This window comes from Pseudomonas sp. LBUM1669 (genome assembly GCF_059695705.1).
This window is the reverse complement of record NZ_CP166784.1, coordinates 3,017,472-3,039,966: the sequence shown is the minus strand read 5'-3', so window position 1 is coordinate 3,039,966 and position 22,495 is coordinate 3,017,472. Positions and strand designations below refer to the sequence as shown.

General features: G+C 60.2%; 22 protein-coding genes. 7 read left to right on the top strand and 15 right to left on the bottom strand.

Translation table 11 applies throughout. The features are described from left to right. Positions 1-19 precede the first annotated feature (19 nt). Both ACA051_RS14230 and ACA051_RS14225 read right to left on the bottom strand, forming a co-directional pair. Positions 20-403 carry a hypothetical protein gene (locus tag ACA051_RS14230; RefSeq protein WP_497375344.1) on the bottom strand — a complete coding sequence of 128 codons (384 nt, stop codon included), beginning with the start codon at positions 401-403 and terminating at the stop codon, positions 20-22. Positions 404-529: 126 nt separating this feature from the next. Then, a complete protein-coding gene (locus tag ACA051_RS14225; protein ID WP_497375342.1) occupies positions 530-1,639 on the bottom strand; it encodes a PilT/PilU family type 4a pilus ATPase in 1,110 nt (369 codons plus the stop codon). A 121-nt stretch (positions 1,640-1,760) separates the two neighbouring features. On the opposite strand from ACA051_RS14225, the gene ACA051_RS14220 reads away from it, so the two are divergent. Further along, entirely contained in the window at positions 1,761-4,298 is a 2,538-nt protein-coding gene (locus tag ACA051_RS14220) for a hybrid sensor histidine kinase/response regulator (protein ID WP_497375341.1), read from the top strand. A 66-nt stretch (positions 4,299-4,364) separates the two neighbouring features. Beyond that, positions 4,365-4,640, top strand: coding sequence for a peptidylprolyl isomerase (locus tag ACA051_RS14215; protein WP_007898282.1), 276 nt, complete (start codon positions 4,365-4,367; stop codon positions 4,638-4,640). Positions 4,641-4,761: 121 nt separating this feature from the next. On the opposite strand, the gene ACA051_RS14210 is transcribed toward ACA051_RS14215, so the two are convergent. The 8 genes from ACA051_RS14210 to ACA051_RS14175 form a co-directional block, all read right to left on the bottom strand. After that, a complete protein-coding gene (locus tag ACA051_RS14210; protein WP_497375340.1) occupies positions 4,762-5,697 on the bottom strand; it encodes a sugar kinase in 936 nt (311 codons plus the stop codon). A 158-nt stretch (positions 5,698-5,855) separates the two neighbouring features. Next, positions 5,856-7,073, bottom strand: coding sequence for an amino acid deaminase (locus ACA051_RS14205; protein WP_497375339.1), 1,218 nt, complete (start codon positions 7,071-7,073; stop codon positions 5,856-5,858). A gap of 39 nt (positions 7,074-7,112) precedes the next feature. Next, positions 7,113-7,877, bottom strand: coding sequence for an IclR family transcriptional regulator (locus tag ACA051_RS14200; protein WP_497375337.1), 765 nt, complete (start codon positions 7,875-7,877; stop codon positions 7,113-7,115). Between the two features lie 142 nt (positions 7,878-8,019). Then, positions 8,020-8,409, bottom strand: a complete 390-nt coding sequence (locus ACA051_RS14195; RefSeq protein ID WP_497375335.1) for a RidA family protein — start codon at positions 8,407-8,409, stop codon at positions 8,020-8,022. A gap of 30 nt (positions 8,410-8,439) precedes the next feature. Continuing rightward, the gene (locus tag ACA051_RS14190) at positions 8,440-9,231 is read right to left on the bottom strand and encodes an amino acid ABC transporter ATP-binding protein (RefSeq protein WP_497310365.1); all 792 of its coding nucleotides are present in this window, start codon (positions 9,229-9,231) and stop codon (positions 8,440-8,442) included. Beyond that, positions 9,228-9,890: an amino acid ABC transporter permease gene (locus tag ACA051_RS14185; RefSeq protein WP_497375333.1), complete on the bottom strand. Its 663-nt coding sequence runs from the start codon at positions 9,888-9,890 to the stop codon at positions 9,228-9,230. The genes ACA051_RS14190 and ACA051_RS14185 overlap by 4 nt, the downstream gene beginning before the upstream one ends. Positions 9,891-9,899: 9 nt before the next feature. Further along, on the bottom strand, positions 9,900-10,562 hold the full coding sequence (locus ACA051_RS14180) for an amino acid ABC transporter permease (RefSeq protein ID WP_497310363.1): 663 nt from the start codon (positions 10,560-10,562) through the stop codon (positions 9,900-9,902). A 52-nt stretch (positions 10,563-10,614) separates the two neighbouring features. Further along, complete coding sequence (locus tag ACA051_RS14175; protein WP_497375331.1) at positions 10,615-11,463, bottom strand: transporter substrate-binding protein; 849 nt, start codon at positions 11,461-11,463, stop codon at positions 10,615-10,617. A 345-nt stretch (positions 11,464-11,808) separates the two neighbouring features. Between ACA051_RS14175 and ACA051_RS14170 the strand changes: the two genes are divergently transcribed. After that, positions 11,809-12,252: a thioredoxin family protein gene (locus tag ACA051_RS14170; protein ID WP_497375329.1), complete on the top strand. Its 444-nt coding sequence runs from the start codon at positions 11,809-11,811 to the stop codon at positions 12,250-12,252. A 131-nt stretch (positions 12,253-12,383) separates the two neighbouring features. Here ACA051_RS14170 and ACA051_RS14165 read toward each other — a convergent pair whose 3' ends face one another. Further along, complete coding sequence (locus tag ACA051_RS14165; protein WP_497375327.1) at positions 12,384-13,250, bottom strand: LysR family transcriptional regulator; 867 nt, start codon at positions 13,248-13,250, stop codon at positions 12,384-12,386. A 164-nt stretch (positions 13,251-13,414) separates the two neighbouring features. On the opposite strand from ACA051_RS14165, the gene ACA051_RS14160 reads away from it, so the two are divergent. Together ACA051_RS14160 and ACA051_RS14155 are read left to right on the top strand one after the other, a co-directional pair. Next, positions 13,415-14,953, top strand: coding sequence for an MFS transporter (locus tag ACA051_RS14160; RefSeq protein ID WP_497375325.1), 1,539 nt, complete (start codon positions 13,415-13,417; stop codon positions 14,951-14,953). Positions 14,954-15,016: 63 nt separating this feature from the next. Next, positions 15,017-15,274, top strand: coding sequence for a DUF2790 domain-containing protein (locus ACA051_RS14155; RefSeq protein ID WP_497310358.1), 258 nt, complete (start codon positions 15,017-15,019; stop codon positions 15,272-15,274). Here ACA051_RS14155 and ACA051_RS14150 read toward each other — a convergent pair. Beyond that, complete coding sequence (locus ACA051_RS14150) at positions 15,271-15,675, bottom strand: MerR family transcriptional regulator (protein WP_403098155.1); 405 nt, start codon at positions 15,673-15,675, stop codon at positions 15,271-15,273. The two genes, ACA051_RS14155 and ACA051_RS14150, sit on opposite strands and share 4 nt — an antisense overlap. 77 nt (positions 15,676-15,752) lie before the next feature. Between ACA051_RS14150 and ACA051_RS14145 the strand changes: the two genes are divergently transcribed. After that, entirely contained in the window at positions 15,753-16,976 is a 1,224-nt protein-coding gene (locus ACA051_RS14145) for an NADH:flavin oxidoreductase/NADH oxidase family protein (RefSeq protein WP_497375323.1), read from the top strand. An 84-nt stretch (positions 16,977-17,060) separates the two neighbouring features. Continuing rightward, positions 17,061-18,785, top strand: a complete 1,725-nt coding sequence (poxB, locus tag ACA051_RS14140; RefSeq protein ID WP_497375321.1) for a ubiquinone-dependent pyruvate dehydrogenase — start codon at positions 17,061-17,063, stop codon at positions 18,783-18,785. 118 nt (positions 18,786-18,903) lie between these two features. Here the strand turns inward: poxB and ACA051_RS14135 are convergent, their stop codons facing one another. The 3 genes from ACA051_RS14135 to ACA051_RS14125 all read right to left on the bottom strand — a co-directional run bounded on the left by ACA051_RS14135 (position 18,904) and on the right by ACA051_RS14125 (position 22,398). After that, entirely contained in the window at positions 18,904-20,550 is a 1,647-nt protein-coding gene (locus ACA051_RS14135) for a phospholipase D-like domain-containing protein (RefSeq protein WP_497375319.1), read from the bottom strand. Positions 20,551-20,734: 184 nt separating this feature from the next. Continuing rightward, on the bottom strand, positions 20,735-21,280 hold the full coding sequence (locus ACA051_RS14130) for a vWA domain-containing protein (RefSeq protein WP_497375317.1): 546 nt from the start codon (positions 21,278-21,280) through the stop codon (positions 20,735-20,737). Positions 21,281-21,399: 119 nt separating this feature from the next. Further along, entirely contained in the window at positions 21,400-22,398 is a 999-nt protein-coding gene (locus ACA051_RS14125; RefSeq protein ID WP_497375315.1) for a magnesium chelatase ATPase subunit I, read from the bottom strand. Positions 22,399-22,495 lie beyond the last annotated feature (97 nt).

The following is a 22,495-nucleotide window of genomic DNA, read 5'->3' as shown; positions in this document are numbered from 1 at the left end:
TCTGACAATAGTGGGACTCTTAGACGATATTCACGTCGACGACGTCCCACACTAACCGGTCTTTTCGGAATATCTCAAGCCCGCCGGCTTCGTTGATACGGGTCGCTGCCATGTTCTCGGGGCGGTGGCGACGGAGTTCGTCCATCACGACCGTGTAGTTGGCCAGGTTATTCCATGCCACTCGACCCGGCATATGGACTTCATACAGCGAAGAACCTTTCGCCAGCTCAAACTCGTAGCCTTGCCAATGGTAGGGCCCTTCGTCCTCTTGATCCTCGAAGACACTTTGCAATAAGCGCACAACCACCTGCCGCTCAGCCGCATCAGCCTTTAACCAAATATGTTGAACTTCGGAAACCGCCCCGGACAACTGATAGTCTTTATATTTAAACTTAGAAGACACCTAACAACCTTATGAAATTAGTTAACTGATTAGTTCAACGAAGGTGAATCCTTACTCACCGAAGAATAACTAAACAGTAAAAAGTCATAAGGCAATATTTCATAACCACTTACACTAACAACACAATCAATCCATCAATCCCCAGTCTCCACTCGGCGCATTAACGGTCGAAGCCCCTGTACCATAAAGTTTAAGACGCAATTTCAGATTGCTCAGCGAGTCCGCATGCTTTAGCGCCTCCTCCTCACTGATTGCGCCTTCCACCACTAGTGCATACAGTGCGCCATCAAACGTCTGCATACCGAACTCAGCAGACTTTTCCATGATGTTTTTAAGTTCGTCCAGTTCATTGCGTCTAATCAAGTCAGCAACCGTCGCTGTTCCCAACATCACTTCCACTGCCGCCCTGCGCTGACCGTCGCGGGTACGCACCAGTCGTTGGGAAACAAACGCTTTCAGATTGTTGCTCAAGTCATGCAGCAACTGCATCCGCCGCTCTTCGGGAAAGAAATTGATGATGCGGTCCAGCGCCTGATGGGCGTTGTGCGCGTGCAACGTAGAGATCACCAGATGACCGGTATCGGCAAATGCCAGCGCATGCTCCATGGTTTCGCGGTCGCGAATTTCACCGATCAGCACCACGTCCGGGGCCTGGCGCAGGGTATTTTTCAATGCTGCATGAAAACTGCGGGTATCAACGCCGACCTCGCGCTGGTTGATGATCGACTGCTTGTGCCGATGGATGTACTCGATCGGGTCTTCGATGGTGACGATGTGGCCAGTGCTGTGGCGGTTGCGATAATCGATCAACGCCGCGAGGGAGGTAGACTTGCCGCAATCGGTGGCACCGACGAACAGCATCAATCCTTGTTTGAGCATCACGGTTTCGAGCAGCACCGCCGGTAGTTTGAGGTCTTCGAAACGCGGGATGTCGAGCTTGATGTTGCGTGCCACGATTGACACATCGTTGCGTTGCTTGAAGATGTTGACCCGAAAGCGACCGACACCCGCCAAGGAGATCGCCAGGTTCATCTCCAGCTCCCGGTCGAACTCCAGGCGCTGTTCGGCGTCCATGATGGACTTGGCAATCGCCGCAACGTCTCCCGGTTTGAACGGCTGATCGGTCAACGGCTTGAGCACGCCGTCGAACCGTGCGCTGGGTGGCGCGCCGGTGGAGAGATAGAGATCGGATCCGTTCCGGTCAGCCAGTATCTGCAACAGTGCATCGATTTCCATGGCAAAAAGCACCCGCGAAGCATTCAATGAAAAAACAATGACCCATGGCGGGTCATCCAGCGTCTACCGCCCTGCAAGGATAGTAGACGCCGCCACACCGACTTAAGCGCAGGACAATTTGATGAACGCATCACCGACGGGCAGCGATGCCCAGGCCCTGATCGCCAGACTGGACTGGACACGCACCCCGCTGGGCGCTGCCAGTACCTGGCCACAGAGCCTGCGTACCGCGGTCGACATCGTGATTCATTCACCGATGCCGATGCTGTTGCTCTGGGGGCCGCAGCTCACGCAGATCTACAACGACGGCTTCGCCCTCCTCGCCGGCAGCAAACATCCACACGCTTTCGGACAACCGACGCACCAGATCTGGCCAGAACTCCAGGACTTTACCGACCCCATTTACAGCGCCGTCCTACAAGGCCAGGTGCGAACCTACAGCGAACAACGCTTCAACTTGCAGCGCGACGTAGGTGATTCCGACTTCTGGCTGGACCTGACCTACAGTCCGATCCGCGATGAAAACGCTCAGGTCGCCGGCATTCTGGTCACTGCCATCGAAACCAACGAACGCCGCCGCATCGCACTGGAACTCGAACAGCGGTCGGCCGCCAGCCTCAAGGCCCAGCACGAAACCGAACAGCGTCTGCAATTGGCTCTGGCGGCCACCGACGCCGTCGGCACCTGGGATTGGGACATCGGCGAAGACCGCTTCATCGCCGACGCGCGCTTCGCCGAACTGCACAACATCGACCCGCTGCTCGCCAGTCAGTTGCCCATCAGCGCCTACCTCCAGGCCGTGCACCCGGAAGATCGCGCAATGGTCGCCCGCAGCATTAAATATTCCATCACCCACGGCACCGAATACGCCGAGGAATATCGCCTGCTGCAACCCAGCGGTCACCTGCGCTGGGTGTTTTCACGCGGTCGCTGCTACAAGGACCACCATGGCCGGCCGATCCGGTTCCTTGGGGCTGCCCTGGATTTGACCGAACGCAAACTCACCGAGCAAGCCCTGCGCCAGAGCCAGACCGAGCTGCAGCTGATCATCAACGCCATGCCGATCCTGATCAGTTACGTCGACCGCGAAGAGCGGTTTCGCCTGAACAATGCCGCCTATCTGGACTGGTATGGCCTGACACCGCAGGAACTCTACGGCCGCACCATTCGTGAAGTGTTGGGCGAGGACGCCTATGCCCTGCGTGCCGAGCACATTGCCGAGGCGCTGACTGGCAAGACGTGCTGTTTCAGCATTGATGCTCCCCACCGGGATGGCAGCACGCGGCATGCGCTGATGAACTACCTGCCACGTCACGGCCCGGATGGCGCGGTGAATGGTTTCTACATCTTCGTGATCGACGAAACCGAGCGCAAACAGACGGAAGAGGCGCTGCGCAATCTCAACGATACCCTTGAGGAACGGGTCGCCGCCCGTACCCAGCAACTGGCCGAAGCCAACCAACGGCTGCAAAACGAAATGTGCGAGCGCGAACGCGCAGAAGATGCCTTGCGCCACGCACAGAAAATGGAAGCGGTCGGCCAGCTTACCGGCGGCATTGCCCACGACTTCAACAACATGCTGACCGGGATTATCGGCAGTCTCGACCTGATGCAGCGCTATATCGCTGACGGGCGAACCGCCGAGATTGGCCGATTCACCGAAGCAGCGGTGTCCTCGGCCAATCGTGCTGCGGCCCTGACCCATCGCCTGTTGGCATTCTCCCGGCGTCAGTCGCTGGATCGCAGGCCGTTGAACGCTAATGATCTGGTGCACTCACTGGAAGATTTGCTCAGCCGCACCAAGGGCGAACACATCGAGCTCAAGCTGCTGCTGGCCGACGAGGTCTGGCCGGTGAGCACCGACGTCAGCCAACTGGAAAACGCGCTGCTCAACCTCGTCATCAACGCCCGGGATGCCATGCCCGATGGTGGCGAGTTGCTGATTGAAACCGCTAACATGCACCTCGACGGCAGCGACATCACCACATTGGAATCGGTCAAGGCCGGGGATTACGTGATGATTGCCGTCAGCGACAACGGCAGCGGCATGACACCGTCGGTATTGGCCAAGGCCTTCGACCCGTTTTTCACCACCAAGCCCATCGGCCAGGGCACTGGCTTGGGTTTGTCGATGATTTACGGATTCGCCCAGCAGTCGGGCGGGCATGTCAGCCTGTTCAGTTTGCCGGGCAAGGGCACCAGCGTGCGCTTGTACTTACCGCGGTTGCACACAACAGAACCGCAAAATGTCTTGCTGCCGTTGACAGGTGCGGCGCCGGCGGCGATTGCTGGTGAAACCGTGGTGCTGGTGGAGGATGATCCGGCAGTACGGATGCTCGTGCTCGACCTGCTCAACGAGCTGGGTTACCACGCCCACGAAGCAGAAGACGCGAAGACCGCCCTGCCCTTGCTGGAGTCGGACCTGCGGGTCGATCTGCTGGTGACTGATGTGGGCCTGCCGGGCATGAACGGCCGACAACTGGCGGAGATCGCTCGTCAGCACCGCCCCGAACTCAAGGTCCTGTTCATGACCGGTTATGCGGAGAAAGCCGCCGAACGCCAGGGTTTCCTGGAAGAAGGCATGGACATGGTCGCCAAACCGTTTTCCATCGACCTGTTGGCCAACAAGATTCGCACGATGATCGGCCAACCGGAGTGAGTTGAGGCATAATCGCGCGCCCCCGCTGGCACCAACATAGCCACCACCGTTGCAAGGTATGCCCCCATGAAAGCTCAAGCCCGCCATATTCTGGTGAAAACCTCGGAAGAAGCCGAGCAGCTCAAGCAACGCATCGCCAAGGGCGAAGCCTTTGATGTGCTGGCCAAAAAGTACTCCACCTGCCCGTCCGGCAAACGCGGCGGCGACCTGGGTGAAGTGCGGCCCGGGCAAATGGTCGGGGTCATCGATGCAGTGATCTTCAAAAAACCGCTGCGGGTGGTGCATGGGCCGATCAAGAGCAAGTTCGGGTATCACCTGGTGCAGGTGTTTTACCGGGACTGATGGGTTTGGCTTGAAGGCCCTGTGGCGAGGGAGCTTGCTCCCGCTGGGCTTCGTAGCGGCCCCAATTTACGGATGCTGCGCACCCGAACGGGAGCAAGCTCCCTCGCCACAAAAGCTTATTTCAATCTTTGGGGATCAGCGCTCCGGGCACTTGAATCACCCGACTCGCCAACCGGTGCCCCGCTTCAGCCGCTTCAACCGTACTCCCGCCCTTGAGCCGACTGGCCAGGTACGCCGCGCTAAACGAATCCCCCGCCGCCGTGGTGTCCACCACCCGCTCAACCTTCTGCGCGGGCACTTCAAACAACTCACCATCACAGCGAATCAAACACGCCTCGGCACCACGCTTGAGCACCACTTCGGGGGTGCCGATCTGCTCGTAAGCGGCAAACACCGTCTCGCAATCGGAAAAATGAAACAACGCTTGCTCGTCATCGACCGTCAGCAACGCCAGGTCAACATAGGGCAAGACGCTGCGATAAGCCGCCCGCGCCTCTTCGACTGTCGCCCACAAGCGTGGTCGGTAGTTGTTGTCGAACACAATCCGCGCATCCCGCTGGCGGGCTTCAATCAGGGTTTCCAGCAACTTCTCTCGACCTTGCGCGCCGAGCACCGCGAGGGTGATGCCACTGAAATACAGCACGTCGTAATCCGGCAGCGCCGCCAGGATCGGCGCGGCGGCCGGGGTCGTGAAGCAATCGCGCACGGCCGCTTCGTTGCGCCAATAGAGGAAACGTCGCTCGCCGGCAGCGTCGGTCTGGATGCAGTACAAACCGGGCAGTCGACCAGGCAGGCGCTGGACCATGCCCAACCCGATGTTTTCGTCGGCCCAGGTCTGGCACATGGCATCGCTGAAACTGTCGTCGCCCAGCGCGGTGACGTAATCGACGACGCCGCTCGTGCCGAGTTCCCGGGACAGGTAGACCGCGGTGTTCAACGTATCGCCGCCGAAGCTCTGTTGCAGCGTGCCATCGGCGCGCTGTTGCAACTCGATCATGCACTCGCCGATCAGGGCGATGCGCGGGGTGTTGGGGCCGAGGGTGTTGATGGTGTTCATTGTTTTTGTCGTCTCTGGTGTAGCGATGTTGTCTGGGCGGATGCCTTCGCGGGCAAGCCTCGCTCCTACGGTCCGGAGTCGTACACACATCATGTGAGCGACCGAAACCCTGTAGGAGCGAGGCTTGCCCGCGAAGGCCGCGCCTCGGTCTCAAACCTTTAGAAACAGGTTTCCATGGTTTCAATCACGTTCATCTGCTCATCCACCAGACACCCCGTGCGCCACTTGTCGAACGTCAGGCACGGGTGCGAAGTGCCGAACGAAATGATGTCGCCCACGCGCAACTCAACCCCCGGCGCCACGGTCATGAACGCATGTTGGTCCATCACCGCCGTCACTTTGCAGGCGCCGACATCGTCGCCGGTGGCAGGCACCACGCCGGCCTTGTAACGCAGCAGCGGCACCGGCAAACCGGCGTCGTAAGCCACGTCGCGTTTACCCAGGGCGATCACCGCGAAACCTGGCTCCGGCAACGACTGCACATGCGCCCAGACTTCCAGCGCCGGGCGCAGGCCTTCGTGCAGATCGCTGCGCCGGTCGAGCACGCAGCATTGCGCTTCTTTGTAGATGCCATGGTCGTGAGCCACGTAGCTACCGGGGCGCAACACGCTGAGGAAACGTCCAGCCGCGTTCTGCACTTCGAAGGACTCAGCGATCAAGTCGTACCAGGCCGAACCCGACGCGGTGATGATCGGCTTGGGAATGGCGAATGCGCCGCTGTCCTGCAACTGCACAGCCAGGCGCACCAGAGAGGCGGCGAATTCACGAATGCCCGTGACCGCATGATCACCGTGGATCACGCCTTCGTAGCCTTCGATGCCGGTCAGCGCCAGCGCCGGTTGGGCGTTGATGGCTTTGGCCAGCGCGATCACTTCCTCTTCACTGCGGCAACCGCAACGGCCGCCGACCACGCCGTACTCGATCATCACGTTCAGGCGCACACCGCGCGAGGCGAAATACGCGCCCAGGTCAGCGACGTTGTCCGGGTGATCGACCATGCAATGGAAGTCGAACGTCGGGTCCGCCAGCAAATCGGCGATCAGCGCCATGTTTGGTGTACCGACCAATTGGTTGGCCATCAGCACCCGACGCACGCCATGGGCATAGGCCGCGCGGGTTTGCGTGGCGCTGGCCAGGGTGATGCCCCAGGCGCCGGCGTCCAGTTGGCGACGGAACAGCGCAGGCGTCATGCTGGTTTTGCCGTGGGGCGCGAGTTCGGCGCCGCTGTTGCTGACAAACGCCTGCATCCAGCGAATGTTGTGCTCCAGCGCTTCGCGGTGCAGCACCAGCGCAGGCAGGCTGACGTCGCGTACCAGGCTGGCGCCGGTCTGGGCAAAGCCCTTTTCCACGGCGGCGGTATTTTGGGCAGAAGACATGGTCGAACTCCTCACATTCACGGCTGCAGACAGCCGCTGTTATTCGTTGATACGCCGGGCCAGGCTATTGGCGCTTTCGATCAGCACCCGGCGATAGTCGTTGTAATTGTTCTTGGCGTCGTCCCGAGGGGCGACGATGCACAGGGTCGCAATGGCCACGCCGCTCGGGTCTTTGACCGGGGCAGCGAAGCAATGGGTAAAGGTGTCGGCAACGCTATCGAAAGAGAAAAAGCCATCGATACCGGCCTGACGGATTTCCTTGAGAAACTGCTCCAGCGGCAGGCGTTCGCCGTCGGGCAGGATGAAGTCGTCGTGGTCGATCAGGTCGATGATCTCCTGATCACTCAGGTGCGCCAGCAGCAGGCGCCCGGACGCGGTCCAGGGGATTGGGGCGTTCTCGCCGATGTCCGAGGAAATACGGAAATGCCGCTCGCCCTCTTTCATCAGCGCCACGGTGTATTTGCGCCCGTTGAGCAGGCACATCTGCGCGGTTTCATGGGTCTGGCTGACGATTTCCTGCAAGGCGTGATCGGCCTCGCGGGTCAGGTCGAAATGGCGCAAATGCGCTTGCCCGAGAAAGTACAGCTGACGGCCGAGGTAGACGTGACCGTCCTTGCCCACGGGTTCGAGAATGCGTCGTTCCAGCAGGGAAGCAACCAGTTCGTAAATCGTGGATTTCGGGCTGCCGATGCCGCTGGCGATTTCATTCGGGCGCAGCGGTTTACCGACTTCCTTGAGGAAATCGAGGATGTCGAACGCCCGGTCGAGACCGCGTGCCCGGCGCTTGATGGTGTCTTCGGTCATGTCAGTGGTTCCCATAAAAGTGCCGGGAGTTTAACCAGAGTGCGGTGGCGACTGTTAGGCCGCCATCTCTGGCAGGTCAGCTCCCACATTAGATTGCGTTCCCCTGTGGGTGCTGGTCTGCCAGCGATGGGCGCGCCGCGGTTCAGGCCTTTTTCTTGTACGCGATGCAGTCGATCTCGACCTTGCAGTCGACCATCATGTTCGCCTGCACGCAGGCCCGGGCCGGTGCGTGCTCGCTTTTTAAGTACTCGGAGAAGACCTTGTTGAAACTGGTGAAATCCCGCGGATCCTCCAGCCACACGCCAGCACGCACCACGTCTTCGAGGCCATAACCGGCCTCTTCGAGAATAGCGATCAGGTTCTTCATGGTCTGGTGAGTCTGCTCGACGATGCCACCGGTAATGATCTCGCCGTCCACCGCCGGCACCTGCCCGGAAACGTGCAGCCAGCCATCGGCTTCAACGGCTCGGGCGAAAGGGCGAGGCTGACCGCCAGCGGCGGTGCTGCCGGTGCCGTAACGAGTAATGCTCATGAGTGTTTCTCCTGATTGAAAATGGAAATTTTAAAACCGCGTGTTCTTGAGAAATTCAGCCAGACGCGGCGATTGCGGGCGTTCGAACAGTTCCTTGGGAGGCCCCTGCTCTTCGATCCGCCCCTGATTCATGAAAACGATCTTGTCCGATACCTCGAAGGCAAAACGCATCTCGTGGGTGACCAGCAACATGGTCATGCCCTCATCGGCCAGGCCCTTGATCACGTTTAGCACTTCGCCGACCAGTTCCGGGTCGAGGGCCGAGGTGACTTCGTCAAACAGCATCAGGCTCGGGTTCATCGCAATCGCCCGGGCAATCGCCACACGCTGTTGCTGACCGCCGGACAACTGGCCGGGGTAGTGATCGCGGCGTTCCAGCAAGCCAACCCGCTCCAGCCATTTTTCCGCCAGTGCCACGGCTTCGTCCTTGTGCAATTTTTTTACCTTGAGCAAGCCGAGGGTGACGTTTTGCAATGCGGTCAGGTGCGGGAACAGGTTGAACTGCTGGAACGCCATGCCGGTCATTGCCCGGTGCCGGGCGATGACTTTTTCCGGGTGACGCACACGCTTGCCGTTGACCTCGTCATAACCGATGGACTCTCCATCGAGCACAATCTGCCCGCCCTGGAATTCTTCGAGCATGTTCACGCAACGCAGCAGCGTAGTCTTGCCCGAGCCGCTGGAGCCGATCAGTGTGACCACGTTGCCGCGCTGCATGCTCAGGTCGACGCCTTTCAGCACTTCAAGCTTGCCGTACTGTTTGTGCAGGCCGCGAATGTCCAGCAGGGCCTGGTTTTGTGTCGAAACTTGAGGTTGAGTCATGGCAAAGCCACCCGCTTTTCAATGTGCCGGCCGAGTAATTCGATGGCGTAGTTGATGACGAAAAACAGAAATCCGGCGAACAGGTAAAACTCGAGGGTCATGAAGGTGCGGGCGATGATCTGCTGCGTGCTGAGCAGCAATTCCGCCACACCAATGACCGACAGCAAGGTCGAGGCCTTGACGATTTCGGTCGACGAGTTGACCCAGGTCGGCAGGATCTGCCGTAACGCCTGGGGCAACAACACGTAGCCGAGGGATTGATAAAACGTCAGGCCGATGGCCTTGCTCGCTTCCATCTGGCCACTGGGCAACGCTTGCAGAGCGCCGCGCACAATCTCCGCCACGTGGGAGCCGCAGAACAGCGTCAGCCCCAAGGCGCCGGCCTGAAACGCGCTGATCTGCCATCCCGCCGCGGGCGCCATGTAGAAGCAGGCCAGCACCAACACAAACACCGGCGTGCCGCGAATAATGTCCACGTAAAACCGGAACGGCGCGCGCATCCAGAACTTGCCGTAGGTCAGCACCAGCCCGGCGACAATGCCGACCATCGTGCCCAGCAAAATCGCCAGGGCCGAGACCTGCACACTGGTCAAAAAGCCTTGCCACAACACTTCGCGGGCAACCCACAACTCATGCAACCAACTGGGTGATTCGTACATGGGGGTCTCCTATCGGCGGATCGCCAGACGCTGCTCGAGGTAACGCAGCATCATGGCAATGAGGTAACAGGCCGCCACATAGAGCGCAGTGGTCACCAGCCAGGTTTCGATCACCCGGTAGCTCTCGACATTGATCTTGCGCGCGTAATAGGTCAGCTCCGGCACCGCAATCGCGGCGGCCAGCGAGGTGTCCTTGAACAGCGAAATGAAGTTGTTCGACAAGGCCGGCAGCACATTGCGCAGCATCACCGGCACGGTGACGTAGGCCTTGACCTGCCACTCGCCGAGACCAATCGCCAACCCGGCTTCACGCTGGCCCTTGGGAATGCTCAACAAGCCGCCACGGAACACTTCAGTCAGGTACGCCCCCGCATACAGCGACAGGGTGATGATGAACGACGGGATCTTGTCCAGACGGATCCCCAGGCTCGGCAAGGCGAAATAGATCAACAGAATCAACACCAGAATCGGCGTATTACGGATCACCGTTACGTACACCGACGCCAGCCCCCGCAATGCGCGGTGCTTTGACAGCAAAGCAAACGCCATCATCAGGCCGATCACGCAACCGATGGCGATCGACACCAGCGCCAGCTCAAGGCCCAGAGCGAGCCCCGCCAGCAAGGTGTCGAAATCGCGCCACACGGCGGCAAAGTTCAACTGATAGTTCATGGTCAGCAGTACCTTGAACGGGGCGCGTCATCAGCGCCCCGCTCTCACGGGATCATTTGAATTCGACAGGGAAACCGATGGCCGGGGTCGGCAGGTCTACGCCGAACCATTGCTTGAAGGACGCCGCGTAAGTCGGGAACTCAACGCCGGTCATGGCTTCATGCAGGGTGGTATTGACGAAGTTCAGCCAGTCCTGATCGCCGCGTTTGACCGCGCAGGCGTAAGTCTGCGGGCTCCAGGCGTAGGCCGGGCTGCGATAGCGGCCAGGGTTCTGCACCATCAGGTATTTCACCGACGATTGATCGGTGGCGGCGGCGTCGGCACGGCCGGAGTTCACGGCCTGATACATCAGATCAACGCTGTCGTACTGATCGACCTTGGCCTTGGGCAAGGCTTGATGCACCAGCTCTTCGGCGTACACGTTCTGCAGCACCGCCACGGTCACGCTGTCATTGGCGGCCTTGAGGTCTTCGATTTCCTTGTACTTGCTGCTGGCCGGCAGCAGCAGGCCAACGCCTTCGCGGTAGTACGGCAGCGTGAACGCCACTTGCTGGGCCCGGCTGGCGGTCACGGTGATGAACTGGCAACTGATGTCGACCTTGTCAGTCAGCAGGTTGGGAATCCGCGCATCGGAGGACTGCACCACGAACTCAACCTTGGCCGGGTCGTTGAACAACCCCTTGGCGATCATGCGCCCGATGTCGATATCAAAACCCTGCAACTTGCCATCCGCTCCCTGGAAGTGCCACGGCGCATTGGTACTGCCCGTGCCCACAATCAGTTTCCCACGGGCCAGCACGCTATCGAGCTTGCTGTCCGCCGCCTGGGCGACGCCCATGGCAGCAGCCGAAGCTGCGACAAGAAAAATACACGCTTTAAACAAGGAAGGTCGGCGATGCATGGCAAGCACTCCAGGGTGATGTTTATTCCGCTATACCGGACATTGGTATGTAACAGCGGAATAGACAGCAGAAAGTGTGCCACAGGTTGTGAGCGGAATGTTGGGGAGATTGAAAAGTGATTTGAATCAAATGGATGGGTGAACGTTAAACATTGACGTTACGAAACGCACAGGGGAATGAACGCTACCGTTGGCTACAACGGTTCGGGTACTTGCACCACATTCGTCGTGAGGCGATTCAAATTGGAGAAGTGTGGTACCTGTAATTTCTGACAGTAGACTCACCCGCCTCCGCGCCTTTAACGTCGACAGACGCTCAATGCACAGAGAAAAAAGGAGGTTTCAATGCGCTCGGTAAACGCCCTCAAACAGCTGGCTCCGGTCTATCGCAAAGCCCTGAAAACCTGGCGCCCAGTGATTTTGTACTTCGGCAGCCAGCACTGTCCGGCCTGCGAAATGGCCGGGCCGATCTTCCGTCAGATTGCCGAGGCCTATCGGCATCAAGCGCACGTCTACATGCTGAACACCGATGAATCGCCTCGGCATCTGTGCGTCACCGGGACTCCGACCGTGCTGTTTTATAAAGACGGGAAACTGGTGAAGAAGCTCAAGGGGATTGGGACTGAACAAACGTTGAAAGAGGATTTCGCCAGGCACATTGGCAAGGTGAAACCGGCAAGGGTGAAGCGTAAACCGACGCATGATCTTGCTTGGTTACGGCAGACCTTGCGCAGGCTGTGCACGGTGCCTCGCGCCACTGAGCGGTTTAATCGTCGGGTTAGCTGTTAGGTTGGGGCATTTGTGAGGTTTGGTAGATTACTTTCGCGAGCAGGCTCGCTCCCACAGGGATCTTGTGAACACTGAAGATTCAATGTGGGAGTGAGCCTGCTCCGGGCGGCGTTCCGACGAAAGTTTTTCCCTTAGCGATTTTTCACTTGCTCGATGTACCGAGCCACCGCCGCCGACTTCTCGAACCGCCGATGAATCAACGACAACCACGACGTCGCCTCGCAGCCCTTGATCGTGCGGTACACCACGCCGGGCAACCCGACATGCCCGACCACCGACTCCGGCACGACCGCAACGCCCTGCCCCAGCGAAACCAGCGCGATCACCGCCACCAGCCCACCCGGCTGTGCGCCCAGTTTCGGTGCAAACCCGCCTTCGGCGGCGACTTGCAAAGTGCCGCTGATTTGCTCCGGCAAAATGAACGTCTCGTTTTGCAAATGCTCCGGAGCAATCTCCGGCAGTCGGCACAACCAGGACTCGGAAGACAGCGCCAGCACAAAGCCTTCTGAGTCCAGACGAATAGCCTCCAGGCCGTCGGGCAGGGTCATCGGTGAGCGGACATAACCCACATCGAATCGCCCCTCGACCACCATGGTCGGCAATGACACCATGGGGCTTTCCCGCACATTCAGGCTGACGTCCGGGCACTCACGACTGAAGGCCTGCACCTGTTTTTGCAGCAACCCCGAGTACACCGCCGACGCCACGTAACCGAGTTCGATATGACCAATATCCCCACGTCCGGCCCGCTGTGCATTTTGCTGAGCGAATTCGAACTGTCGCACCGTCGCCTCGGCCTCGATCATTAGCGCGGCACCGGCCTCGGTCAGGCTGACTTCACGTGTCTGGCGCACGAACAGTCGCGTGCCGAGCTCGTTCTCCATGTCCTGGATCTGTCGAGTCAAGGTCGGCGGTGCGATACCGAGCTGCTCGGCGGCGCGAGTGAAATTGCCTTGCCGGGCAACGGCCAGGAAATAGCGGAAATGCCGTATGTCCATGGGTGTATTAGCTCAAAGGTAATGAAGACCCGATGCCTGGCTAACAAAGCCGATAATCGGCCGCGATAAGCTCATTGGCAATCACAGTAGAGAGCCAACGCCATGTCCGTCAAACCCCTTTTCGCCGCCGCAGCCAACGATCTTGCCCAAAAGGCAATCACGTCATGAGCCGGGTTAGTCCACGCCTGACACTGCTGACGGCCTCCGGCGTGTGCTCGCTGATCGTGCTCGACACCAACATCGTCGCCGTCACCCTGCCGACCATCGCACGGGACCTGGGCGCGAACTTTGCCGACATTGAATGGGTGGTCAGTGCTTACATGCTGGCGTTCGCGGCCTTGTTGCTGCCGGCGGGCAGCATTGCCGACCGTTTTGGCCGACAGAAAACCCTGCTCTGGGGGCTGGGGATTTTCATCCTTGCCTCCATCGGTTGCGGCGCGGCGCCCACGGCGTTGTTCCTCGACATCGCTCGGGCGGTCAAGGGTGTCGGCGCGGCACTGTTGTTGACCTCGGCCCTTGCCTCCATCGGCCACACCTTTCACGATGAAGTCGAACGGGCTAAGGCCTGGGCGTTCTGGGGCGCGTGCATGGGCGTAGCGATGACCGCCGCACCGACGGTCGGCGGGGTGATCACCGAATACATCGGTTGGCGCTGGATCTTCTACCTCAACCTACCGGTGGGCGCGTTCTTGATGTTCATGGTCTGGCGCGCCGTGCCGGAATCCAGGGACACCCAATCGGCGCGCCTCGATCCCTGGGGCAGCCTGGCATTCAGTGCGAGTTTGCTGTGCCTGATCTGGGGTTTGATCGAAGCCAACCGGATCGGCTGGAGCAACCCACTTACCTACGCCCGGCTCATCGGTGGCGCACTGCTGTTGGGGTTGTTTGTGCTGATTGAGCGGATGCAGCAGCGGCCAATGGTCGACCTGCAATTGTTCAAGCATCCGCGTTTCATCGGCGCCCTGCTCGGCATGTTTGCCTATGCCGGTTGCGCCCAGGTGATGATGACGCTGCTGCCGTTCTACTTGCAAAACGGCCTGGGCTTCTCGGCCATCGCGTCGGGGCTGGGAATGTTGCCGTTTGCCGTGACCATGCTGATTTGCCCGCGAATCGGTGCGCGGCTCGCCCATCGATATGCCCCGGCCACGCTCATGGCGGCGGGTTTGACCCTGGTCGGTAGCGGCAACCTGCTCAGCGCCTGGGCCGTCAGCAGCGGCGGCTACCTGCCCTTCGCGCTGGCCATTGCTGTGACGGGCGCCGGTGCCGGCCTGCTCAATGGCGACACGCAGAAAAACATCATGGCCTGCGTCCCCCGCGAGCGCACCGGCATGGCCTCGGGCATGAGCACCACCATGCGTTTCAGCGCGATCGTGCTGGCCATCGGTGTCTTTGGTGCGTTGCTGTCCAGCCATACCGAACTGTTGTTGCGCACCGGCCTGTCGACGCAGGGCACGCAATGGCTCGGCCAGACCCAAGGCATTGCATCACGGGTGGTCGCCGGTGACATGACGGCGGCGATGAACCTGCTGCCGGAAACCGCGCGTGCGTTGGTCGAGCCACTGGCGCGTCAGGCCTTCGTCGGCGGCTTCAGCCTGCTGCTTCTGGTCGCCGGTTTGCTGGCTTTGCTGGGGGCACTGGTGGTCGGCACGCTGATGCGCAATCCGATCCCGGCACCGAAAAGTTTTTCCCTGAGCCTGGAATAAACCCCAACGGGGCTCGTCGTACTGCCACTGAAATCGTTCAGTAGCCACTACGAGAGCCCCATCATGAAACGCATTCTGTCCGCCCTGTTTCTCATCAGTCTGAGCGGTGTTGCAGCGGCCGCTTCCGTCGACAATTCCAGCACGCCGAAAGTCGAGGACTACAAGTATTCGACGCCGCTCCATATCGCCAAAGTGCTCAACATGACTCGCGACGATGGTTGCGGCCCCCTGCCGCGGGAGATGACCTACATTGATACTGCGGGCACCACCCACGTCCTGCGCTACCAGGCCTTTGGCGAAAACTGTCTCGGGCAGAACTAATGCTTGATCGACGCCAGCACCCGCTCGGCATTCTCACCGCAGGCCATTCCTTCGGGCCGTGCCTGGATGTTTTCGATCAACCCCAGCAGCTGCGCCTTGCTCTGCGCCAGGTGCAGTTGCATCGCTTCGATCTGTTCGACTTTGCGCCCCAGGCTCGCCACCAGTTCATCGTGCTTGAACTCGCCTGTCACCGTGTCCGGCAACAATAACTTCAGCTCTTCGAGGCTGAACCCGGCCTGCTGTGCGCACTGGATGATCTTCAGGGTTTGCAGGACTTGTGGCGGGTAACGTCGATAGCCGTTGGCCAGGCGTTCCACTTGCCGGATCAGGCCTTGAGCCTCATAAAAGCGAATGCGCGATGCATTCAACCCGCTCAATTGCGCCAATTCACCAATCTTCATCCCGGCCTCATCTGCCTGCTTGACATTAAAGTTAACTTTAAGCTTAGCCTCTCTGCATTACTGATGAGGAGTCAAGCATGTCGCCCTTTCAAACGCTGAATTTGCCCAACGGCCAGACCCTCGGCAATCGCATCGCCAAAGCGGCGATGGAGGAGAACCTCGCGGATACCGGACAAGCGCCATCCAGCGCACTGTTTCAGCTATATCAAGCCTGGGCCGAGGGCGAAGCGGGTCTGCTGCTGACCGGCAACGTGATGATCGATCGCCGCGCCATGACCGGCCCCGCAGGCGTGGTGCTGGAAGACGAGCGACATCTTGAGCAGTTCCGTCAGTGGGCCACTATTGGCCGCTCCTGTGGCGCGCATTTCTGGGTGCAGCTCAATCATCCCGGCCGCCAGACCATGGCCAACCTCGGCCAGCAAGCCTGGGCGCCGTCGGCCGTGGCGCTGGATCTGGGTTCGTTCTCCAAGCTGTTTGCCGAACCCAAACCGATGTCGGAAAGCGATATCGCCGAGGTCATCCAACGCTTTGCCACCAGTGCTGCACTGGCGGAAAAAGCCGGTTTCACGGGTGTGCAGATTCATGCGGCGCACGGTTACCTGATCAGCCAGTTTCTCTCGCCATTGACCAACCGTCGTAATGATCGTTGGGGGGGCTTACTGGAGAATCGCGCCCGGCTGTTGCTGGCCGTGGTCAGTGCTGTTCGCCAAGCCGTATCGCCACAGTTTTGTGTCGCGGTAAAACTCAATTCCGCAGACTTCCAGCGCGGCGGGTTCGACGCCGACGACGCCCGGCAAGTGATCCAGTGGCTCAACGCTCAACAGATCGACTTGCTGGAACTCTCCGGGGGCAGCTACGAAGCGCCGGCCATGCAAGGCGAAGCCCGCGACGGCAGAACCTTGGCCCGGGAGGCGTACTTTCTGGAAATGGCCGGCGAACTGGCCAGCGTTGCGAGCATGCCAGTGATGGTGACAGGCGGGATCCGACGCCTGGCCATCGTCGAACAGGTGCTCGACAGCGGCATCGCCATGGCCGGCATTGGCACGGCGCTGGCCATCGAACCGCAGCTGGTCAAACGCTGGCGCGAAGGCCAGAACAGCCACCCGCAATTGCCGCCGATCCGCTGGAAGCGCAAACCGCTGGCCGCCCTGGCGAGCATGGCCGTGGTCAAGTTCCAACTGCATCGCCTGAGCCGCGGGCGCAAGACCCGGCCACAGATTTGGGCGATATGGGCGTTGATTCTTGATCAGCTGTACATCGCCCGGCGCACGCGTCAGTACCGGCAGGCGATGGGCAAGTAATCTCAAATCAGGGTGAGTCATGGTTGCCGCAGCGTTGTCCTCTTTTAACCCCCGAGGACAATTCATTGATCACTGGAGCACCCCATGGCGAAAATCACCCTTGCCCGGCAACTGGCAACCACCCTTGAACAGGCCGGCGTGAAACGCATCTGGGGCTTGACGGGCGACAGCCTGAACGGCCTGACCGAAGCCCTGCGGACCATGGACAGCATCGAGTGGATGCACGTGCGTCACGAGGAAGTTGCGGCGTTCGCTGCGGGTGCCGAAGCGGCGGTCACCGGGGGACTGGCGGTGTGCGCTGGCAGCTGTGGTCCCGGCAATCTGCACTTGATCAACGGGCTCTTTGACTGCCACAAAAACCATGTACCCGTGTTGGCCATCGCCGCGCAGATTCCGTCCTCGGAAGTGGGCCTCAATTACTTTCAGGAGACCCACCCCCAGGAACTGTTCAAGGAATGCAGCCACTTCATCGAGCTGGTCAGCAACCCGGCGCAGATGCCACAGGTGCTGCATCGGGCGATGCGAAGTGCAATCCTCAATCGCGGTGTCGCAGTGGTGGTGATTCCAGGCGATGTGGCGCTGCAGGAAGTCGAAGACAACCTCAAGCCCTGGCCGGCGCTGTCGAAACCTCGCACCCTCCCCGCGCCTCACGACCTGGATCGGCTGGTCGAATTGCTCAATCAAAGCAAAGCTGTAACGTTGATGTGCGGCGCCGGCTGCGCGGGGGCTCACGATCAGGTGGTGGCGTTGGCCGACGCGCTCGGTGCGCCAGTGGTGCATGCGTTGCGCGGCAAGGAGCACGTGGAGTGGGACAATCCGTTCGACGTCGGTATGACCGGGCTGATCGGTTTCAGCTCTGGTTATCATGCGATGCTCAACTGCGACACGCTGGTGATGCTCGGGACTGACTTTCCCTATCGGCAGTTCTACCCAACCGACGCCACCGTCATTCAGATCGACCATGACCCGCAAGCCCTCGGGCGGCGCGCCACGCTGGATTTGGGCATCACCGCCGACGTCGGCGAAACCCTCGCCGCGTTGCTGCCGCGCCTGCCTTATCGTGGCGACCGGAGCTTTCTCGAGTCATCCCTCAAGCACTATCAAAAGGCCCGCCAAGGGCTGGATGACCTGGCTCAACCGTCGGCGTCGGGCCGACCGATTCATCCGCAGTACCTCACTCGCCTGCTCAGTGAGCTGGCCGATGACGATGCAATCTTTACCGCCGACGTGGGCACTCCGACGGTCTGGGCCGCGCGTTATCTGAAAATGAATGGCCTGCGCCGACTGCTCGGCTCGTTCAATCACGGCTCCATGGCGAACGCGATGCCCCAGGCCATTGGCGCGCAAGCGGCTTTTCCCGGTCGGCAGGTGATTTCGCTGTCCGGCGATGGTGGTTTCAGCATGCTGATGGGGGATTTCATCTCGCTGGCGCAACTGAAACTGCCGGTAAAAATCATCGTCTACGACAATGCCTCGCTCGGGTTCGTGGCGATGGAAATGAAATCCAGCGGGCTGCTGGATACCGGCACCGACCTGCACAATCCGGACTTCGCGGCGATGGCCAATGCCATGGGTATCCTGGGGATTCGTGTCGAAGAATCCGAGGCGCTGGAACCGGCCTTGCGCCACGCGCTGGCGCATGACGGACCCGTGCTGGTGGACGTGGTGACCGCGACTCAGGAACTGGCGATGCCCCCGACGATCAAGCTGGAACAGGCCAAAGGGTTCAGTCTGTACATGCTTAAAGCGGTGATGAGTGGGCGTGGGGATGAGGTGATTGAGTTAGCGCGCACGAATTGGTTTCGCTGACGCGCCTGAACCGAGTCGCCCCTTTCGCGAGCAAGCCCGCTCCCACACTGGATCTCTGGCGTTCACAAAATCCTGTGGGAGCGAGCTTGCTCGCGATGGGGCCAGTGAAGTCAGTGATTTACTGCCCGGAAAAATGCAATCTCGACAGCATCCGCAAATTCCCCTCGACATAATAATCACCGGTCCAGCTGTCATCCGCCGCCAACGGCTGGACCTGCTTGAGCGCCAGTTTTTTCGCGTAATAGCGAAACCGGTAATGCTCATAAAACCGCAGCAATTCCAGACCATAACGATCGGCCAAATCGGTATCGCCGCGGATGATCAGGTAGTTTTCGTCATTGCTGTTACTGGCCGCCGCACTGAGGTTATGACTGCCGCTGATGATCGTTGGCGTATCGCTGGTGAAATCCGTGACGATGGCTTTGGTGTGCACCAGCAGGTTGCCTTTCTGGCCTTCCTTGCTTTCCATGAGCCAACCTTCCAGGCCGGTATTGAGCAGCGCCACCGTGGTGAATTCGGCGCTGCGGTCGGCATGAAACCCGGTGATTTTGCTCGCGGAGTTTTGCAGGCCGTAGCGCAAGATGTCGTCGTGGGGCTGGCCGAGCAACGCGTTGAGGATGGCATCGGGCAAGGTGAACGCGGTGACGAACAGCAGGTCTTTTTTTGCCGCATTGATGATGTCGACGAACTCATGCAGGTCGTCCTGACCCGAGCGCGGTGAGAATCCGGCGAACAAAGGTTGGGTCGGGTCCATCGGGTTGTGTTCGGTAATCCACTGCCGCGTAGCACCGACATCCTCTGGAGTGCTCCAGACCTGCTCGAACGTTTGCAGATAACGGGCACCGACCTGAGCATCGTCCAGCACATGCACCACGTTGGCCTGACGGTAAATGCCGTTGGGGGTGAAGTTGGTGCTGCCGCAGAGCACCGCTTCAGGCTGACGCAGACCCGCTGCATCGAGCCGGCTCAGGACCATGAACTTGTTGTGGAAAATGCTGTGGGTGACGCGCCCGCGCTTGTTTGCCGCCGGGATCTTTTCCAGGCTGGCCTCGTTCATGGCGGTGGTGTCTTCACCCGGTTGCGCGTGATACAGAACACGAACGTGCACGCCGCGCGCCTGCGCCGCGTTCACCGCCTCGACAATCACCGGCAACTGATACTCGTAGATGGCGACATCCAGTGCCCACTCGCTGCCGACGGCACGTTCGATAAAACCCAGCAAGCGGCCGAGCAGTCCATTCTCCAGCCATTGGCGCGGGGCATCGGGCCAGGCTTCGATGGGCAATCTGTCTTTGCCGCTGAGGAGCGCGTCGAGTTCGGGAAACTTGCGCTGGAACGCCTGGCTGGCGGCCACTGCGCGGTTGAAATTGACACTTTGGTTGCCAGGGTGGCCGTCGTCGGAAGTGACCGTCACCTCCAGGAACTCACCCAGTTGCGGCGCATCGGCGCTGCCGTAAGCCAGATAGACCCGGTATTGAATCGTCAGCCCCGGATTGACCGCGTAATCGGCCCAGCGGAATTTCTGCAACGGCGCGATATTGCTCGGGGTGGCGTGGAATTGCGGAAAGGTATGGGACTTGCCCGGGAACGTCAGGCTGTTGAACAAAAACTGCCAGGGTTTGTTGCCCTGCTGCTTTTCGATGGCAAAACCCAGCAAGCCTATGCGACGGGGTTCAGCCACATCCATGGCCAACAGCACACCATTGGTGCCGGCGTAGGCTTTGACGCGGAAATCGTTCTGAGGGTTAACGGCAAGTACGCGCATGATTCATTCCTTTGATCGAATGGCTCTCAGAGCATAGGGCAGCGATCTCGAATTGCATGATTATCCGGAATCGAGGTGATGCCATCGCGAGCAGGCTCGCTCCCACAGGGGTTTTGTGAACCCAAGGAGACTCAATGTGGGAGCGAGCCTGCTCGCGATGGGGGCCTTGCAAACAACATAGCCCTTAGCCTGAAATCAGCTCATCAATGTGCCGATAATCCGCTTGCAGCGCTGCCGCCATCTGTCTGGCCCGACCTAGCCGAATCGGCCCGCGCTCGATATCAATCAATAACCCCGGGCAATCCAGCACCGGTAACCCCGGCCATTCCTTCAATCGCCCATCGGTCAGCAGCAACAGCCTTTGCCGTTCCGCGGGAAAGCGTTTTTGCCGGGCCGCCAGCCAACGCCCCGCTTCGCCCAGCGCCGCCAGCAGCGGCGTACCGCCGCCCGCGCCCAGGCCATCAAGCCAGTCGCGCAGCCCCGCCGAAGCCTTCAAGCCTTGCACCTGCCACTTCGGCACATTGCCGCTGGCAGTCAGCAAGGCCAGGCGAGCGCGTTGGCGATACGCATCGTCGAACACCTGCGCGAGCAAACCCTTGGCATCGCTCAACGCCTGATGACGGCGGGTCGAGGCCGATGCGTCGACGATCACCAGCCACAGTTCATGCGAGGAACGCGTGCGCAGGTGGAACAGGACATCTTTGTACTGACGAGGTCGGCCGTTGAGCAAAGTGCCGGGCCAGTTGATCGAGCCACTGCGTGCGGCGTGGCGCTTGCCCTGTTTACCGTTAGCCAGCCGGCCTGCGCGGGTTCTGGCATCCGCCCCCGCGTCAGATCGAGGGCGAATGCCTACGGCTTTTTTGGCCAGCTCGGCACTTCACGGCGGGCGCCGACCGGCAGCGCCTGAGCGGGCATTTCGCCCCATTGGCCCTGGCCTTCGCTTGGGTTGGAAGATTGCGCCGAGGGCGACTGATTGTGTTGCGGCGCTGGTGGCGATTGCTCGCGACGACGATGACGCAGGGCAAACTCGGCGACGGCGTCGATGTCTTCCTCACCGATGGCGCTCGCCCCTCGCCATGCAGCGTGGGCACGGGCCGCGCGCAACCAGACCAGATCGGCGCGCAGGCCATCGACCCCGGCAGCAAAACAGCGCTCGGTAATCTGCGCCAGTGCTTCATCATCCAGGGGGATGCTCGCCAATGCGCCGCGCGCTTTCTGGCAACGTTCACGCAGGGACTGCTGCTGGCTTTCCCACTCGACGCAGAAACCCTGGGGATCGCTGTCGAAATCCAGGCGCCGGCGAATGATCTGGCCACGTTCGGCCGGTACGGTGTGACCACTGAGGGCGACGTTCAGGCCAAAACGGTCGAGCAGTTGCGGACGCAGCTCGCCCTCTTCCGGGTTCATGGTGCCGATCAGTACGAACTTCGCCGAATGCCGATGGGAAATGCCGTCGCGCTCGATCAGGTTGGTGCCACTGGCGGCCACGTCGAGCAACAGGTCAACGAGGTGATCGGGCAGCAGATTGACTTCATCGACGTACAGCACACCGCCGTCGGCCTTGGCCAATACGCCGGGGGAAAATTGCGCGCGGCCTTCGCTCAGGGCGGCGTCGAGATCGAGGGTGCCGACCAGCCGTTCTTCGGTGGCGCCGAGGGGCAAGGTGACGAATTGACCGCTGGCCAGCAAGTCCGCCAGGCCTCGGGCGAGGGTCGACTTGGCCATGCCGCGCGGGCCTTCGATCAGCACTCCACCGATCTTGGGATCGATAGCGGTCAAGTAGAGCGCGAGCTTCAGATCGTCGGCGCCGACCACGGCGGAGAGCGGGAAATGTGGGGTGTCGGTCATTTTCAATACTCGGTCATGGTCCGTAACAGCGATCTCAAGAACACACTCAAAACCTGTGGCGAGGGAGCTTGCTCCCGTTCGGCTGCGAAGCAGCCGT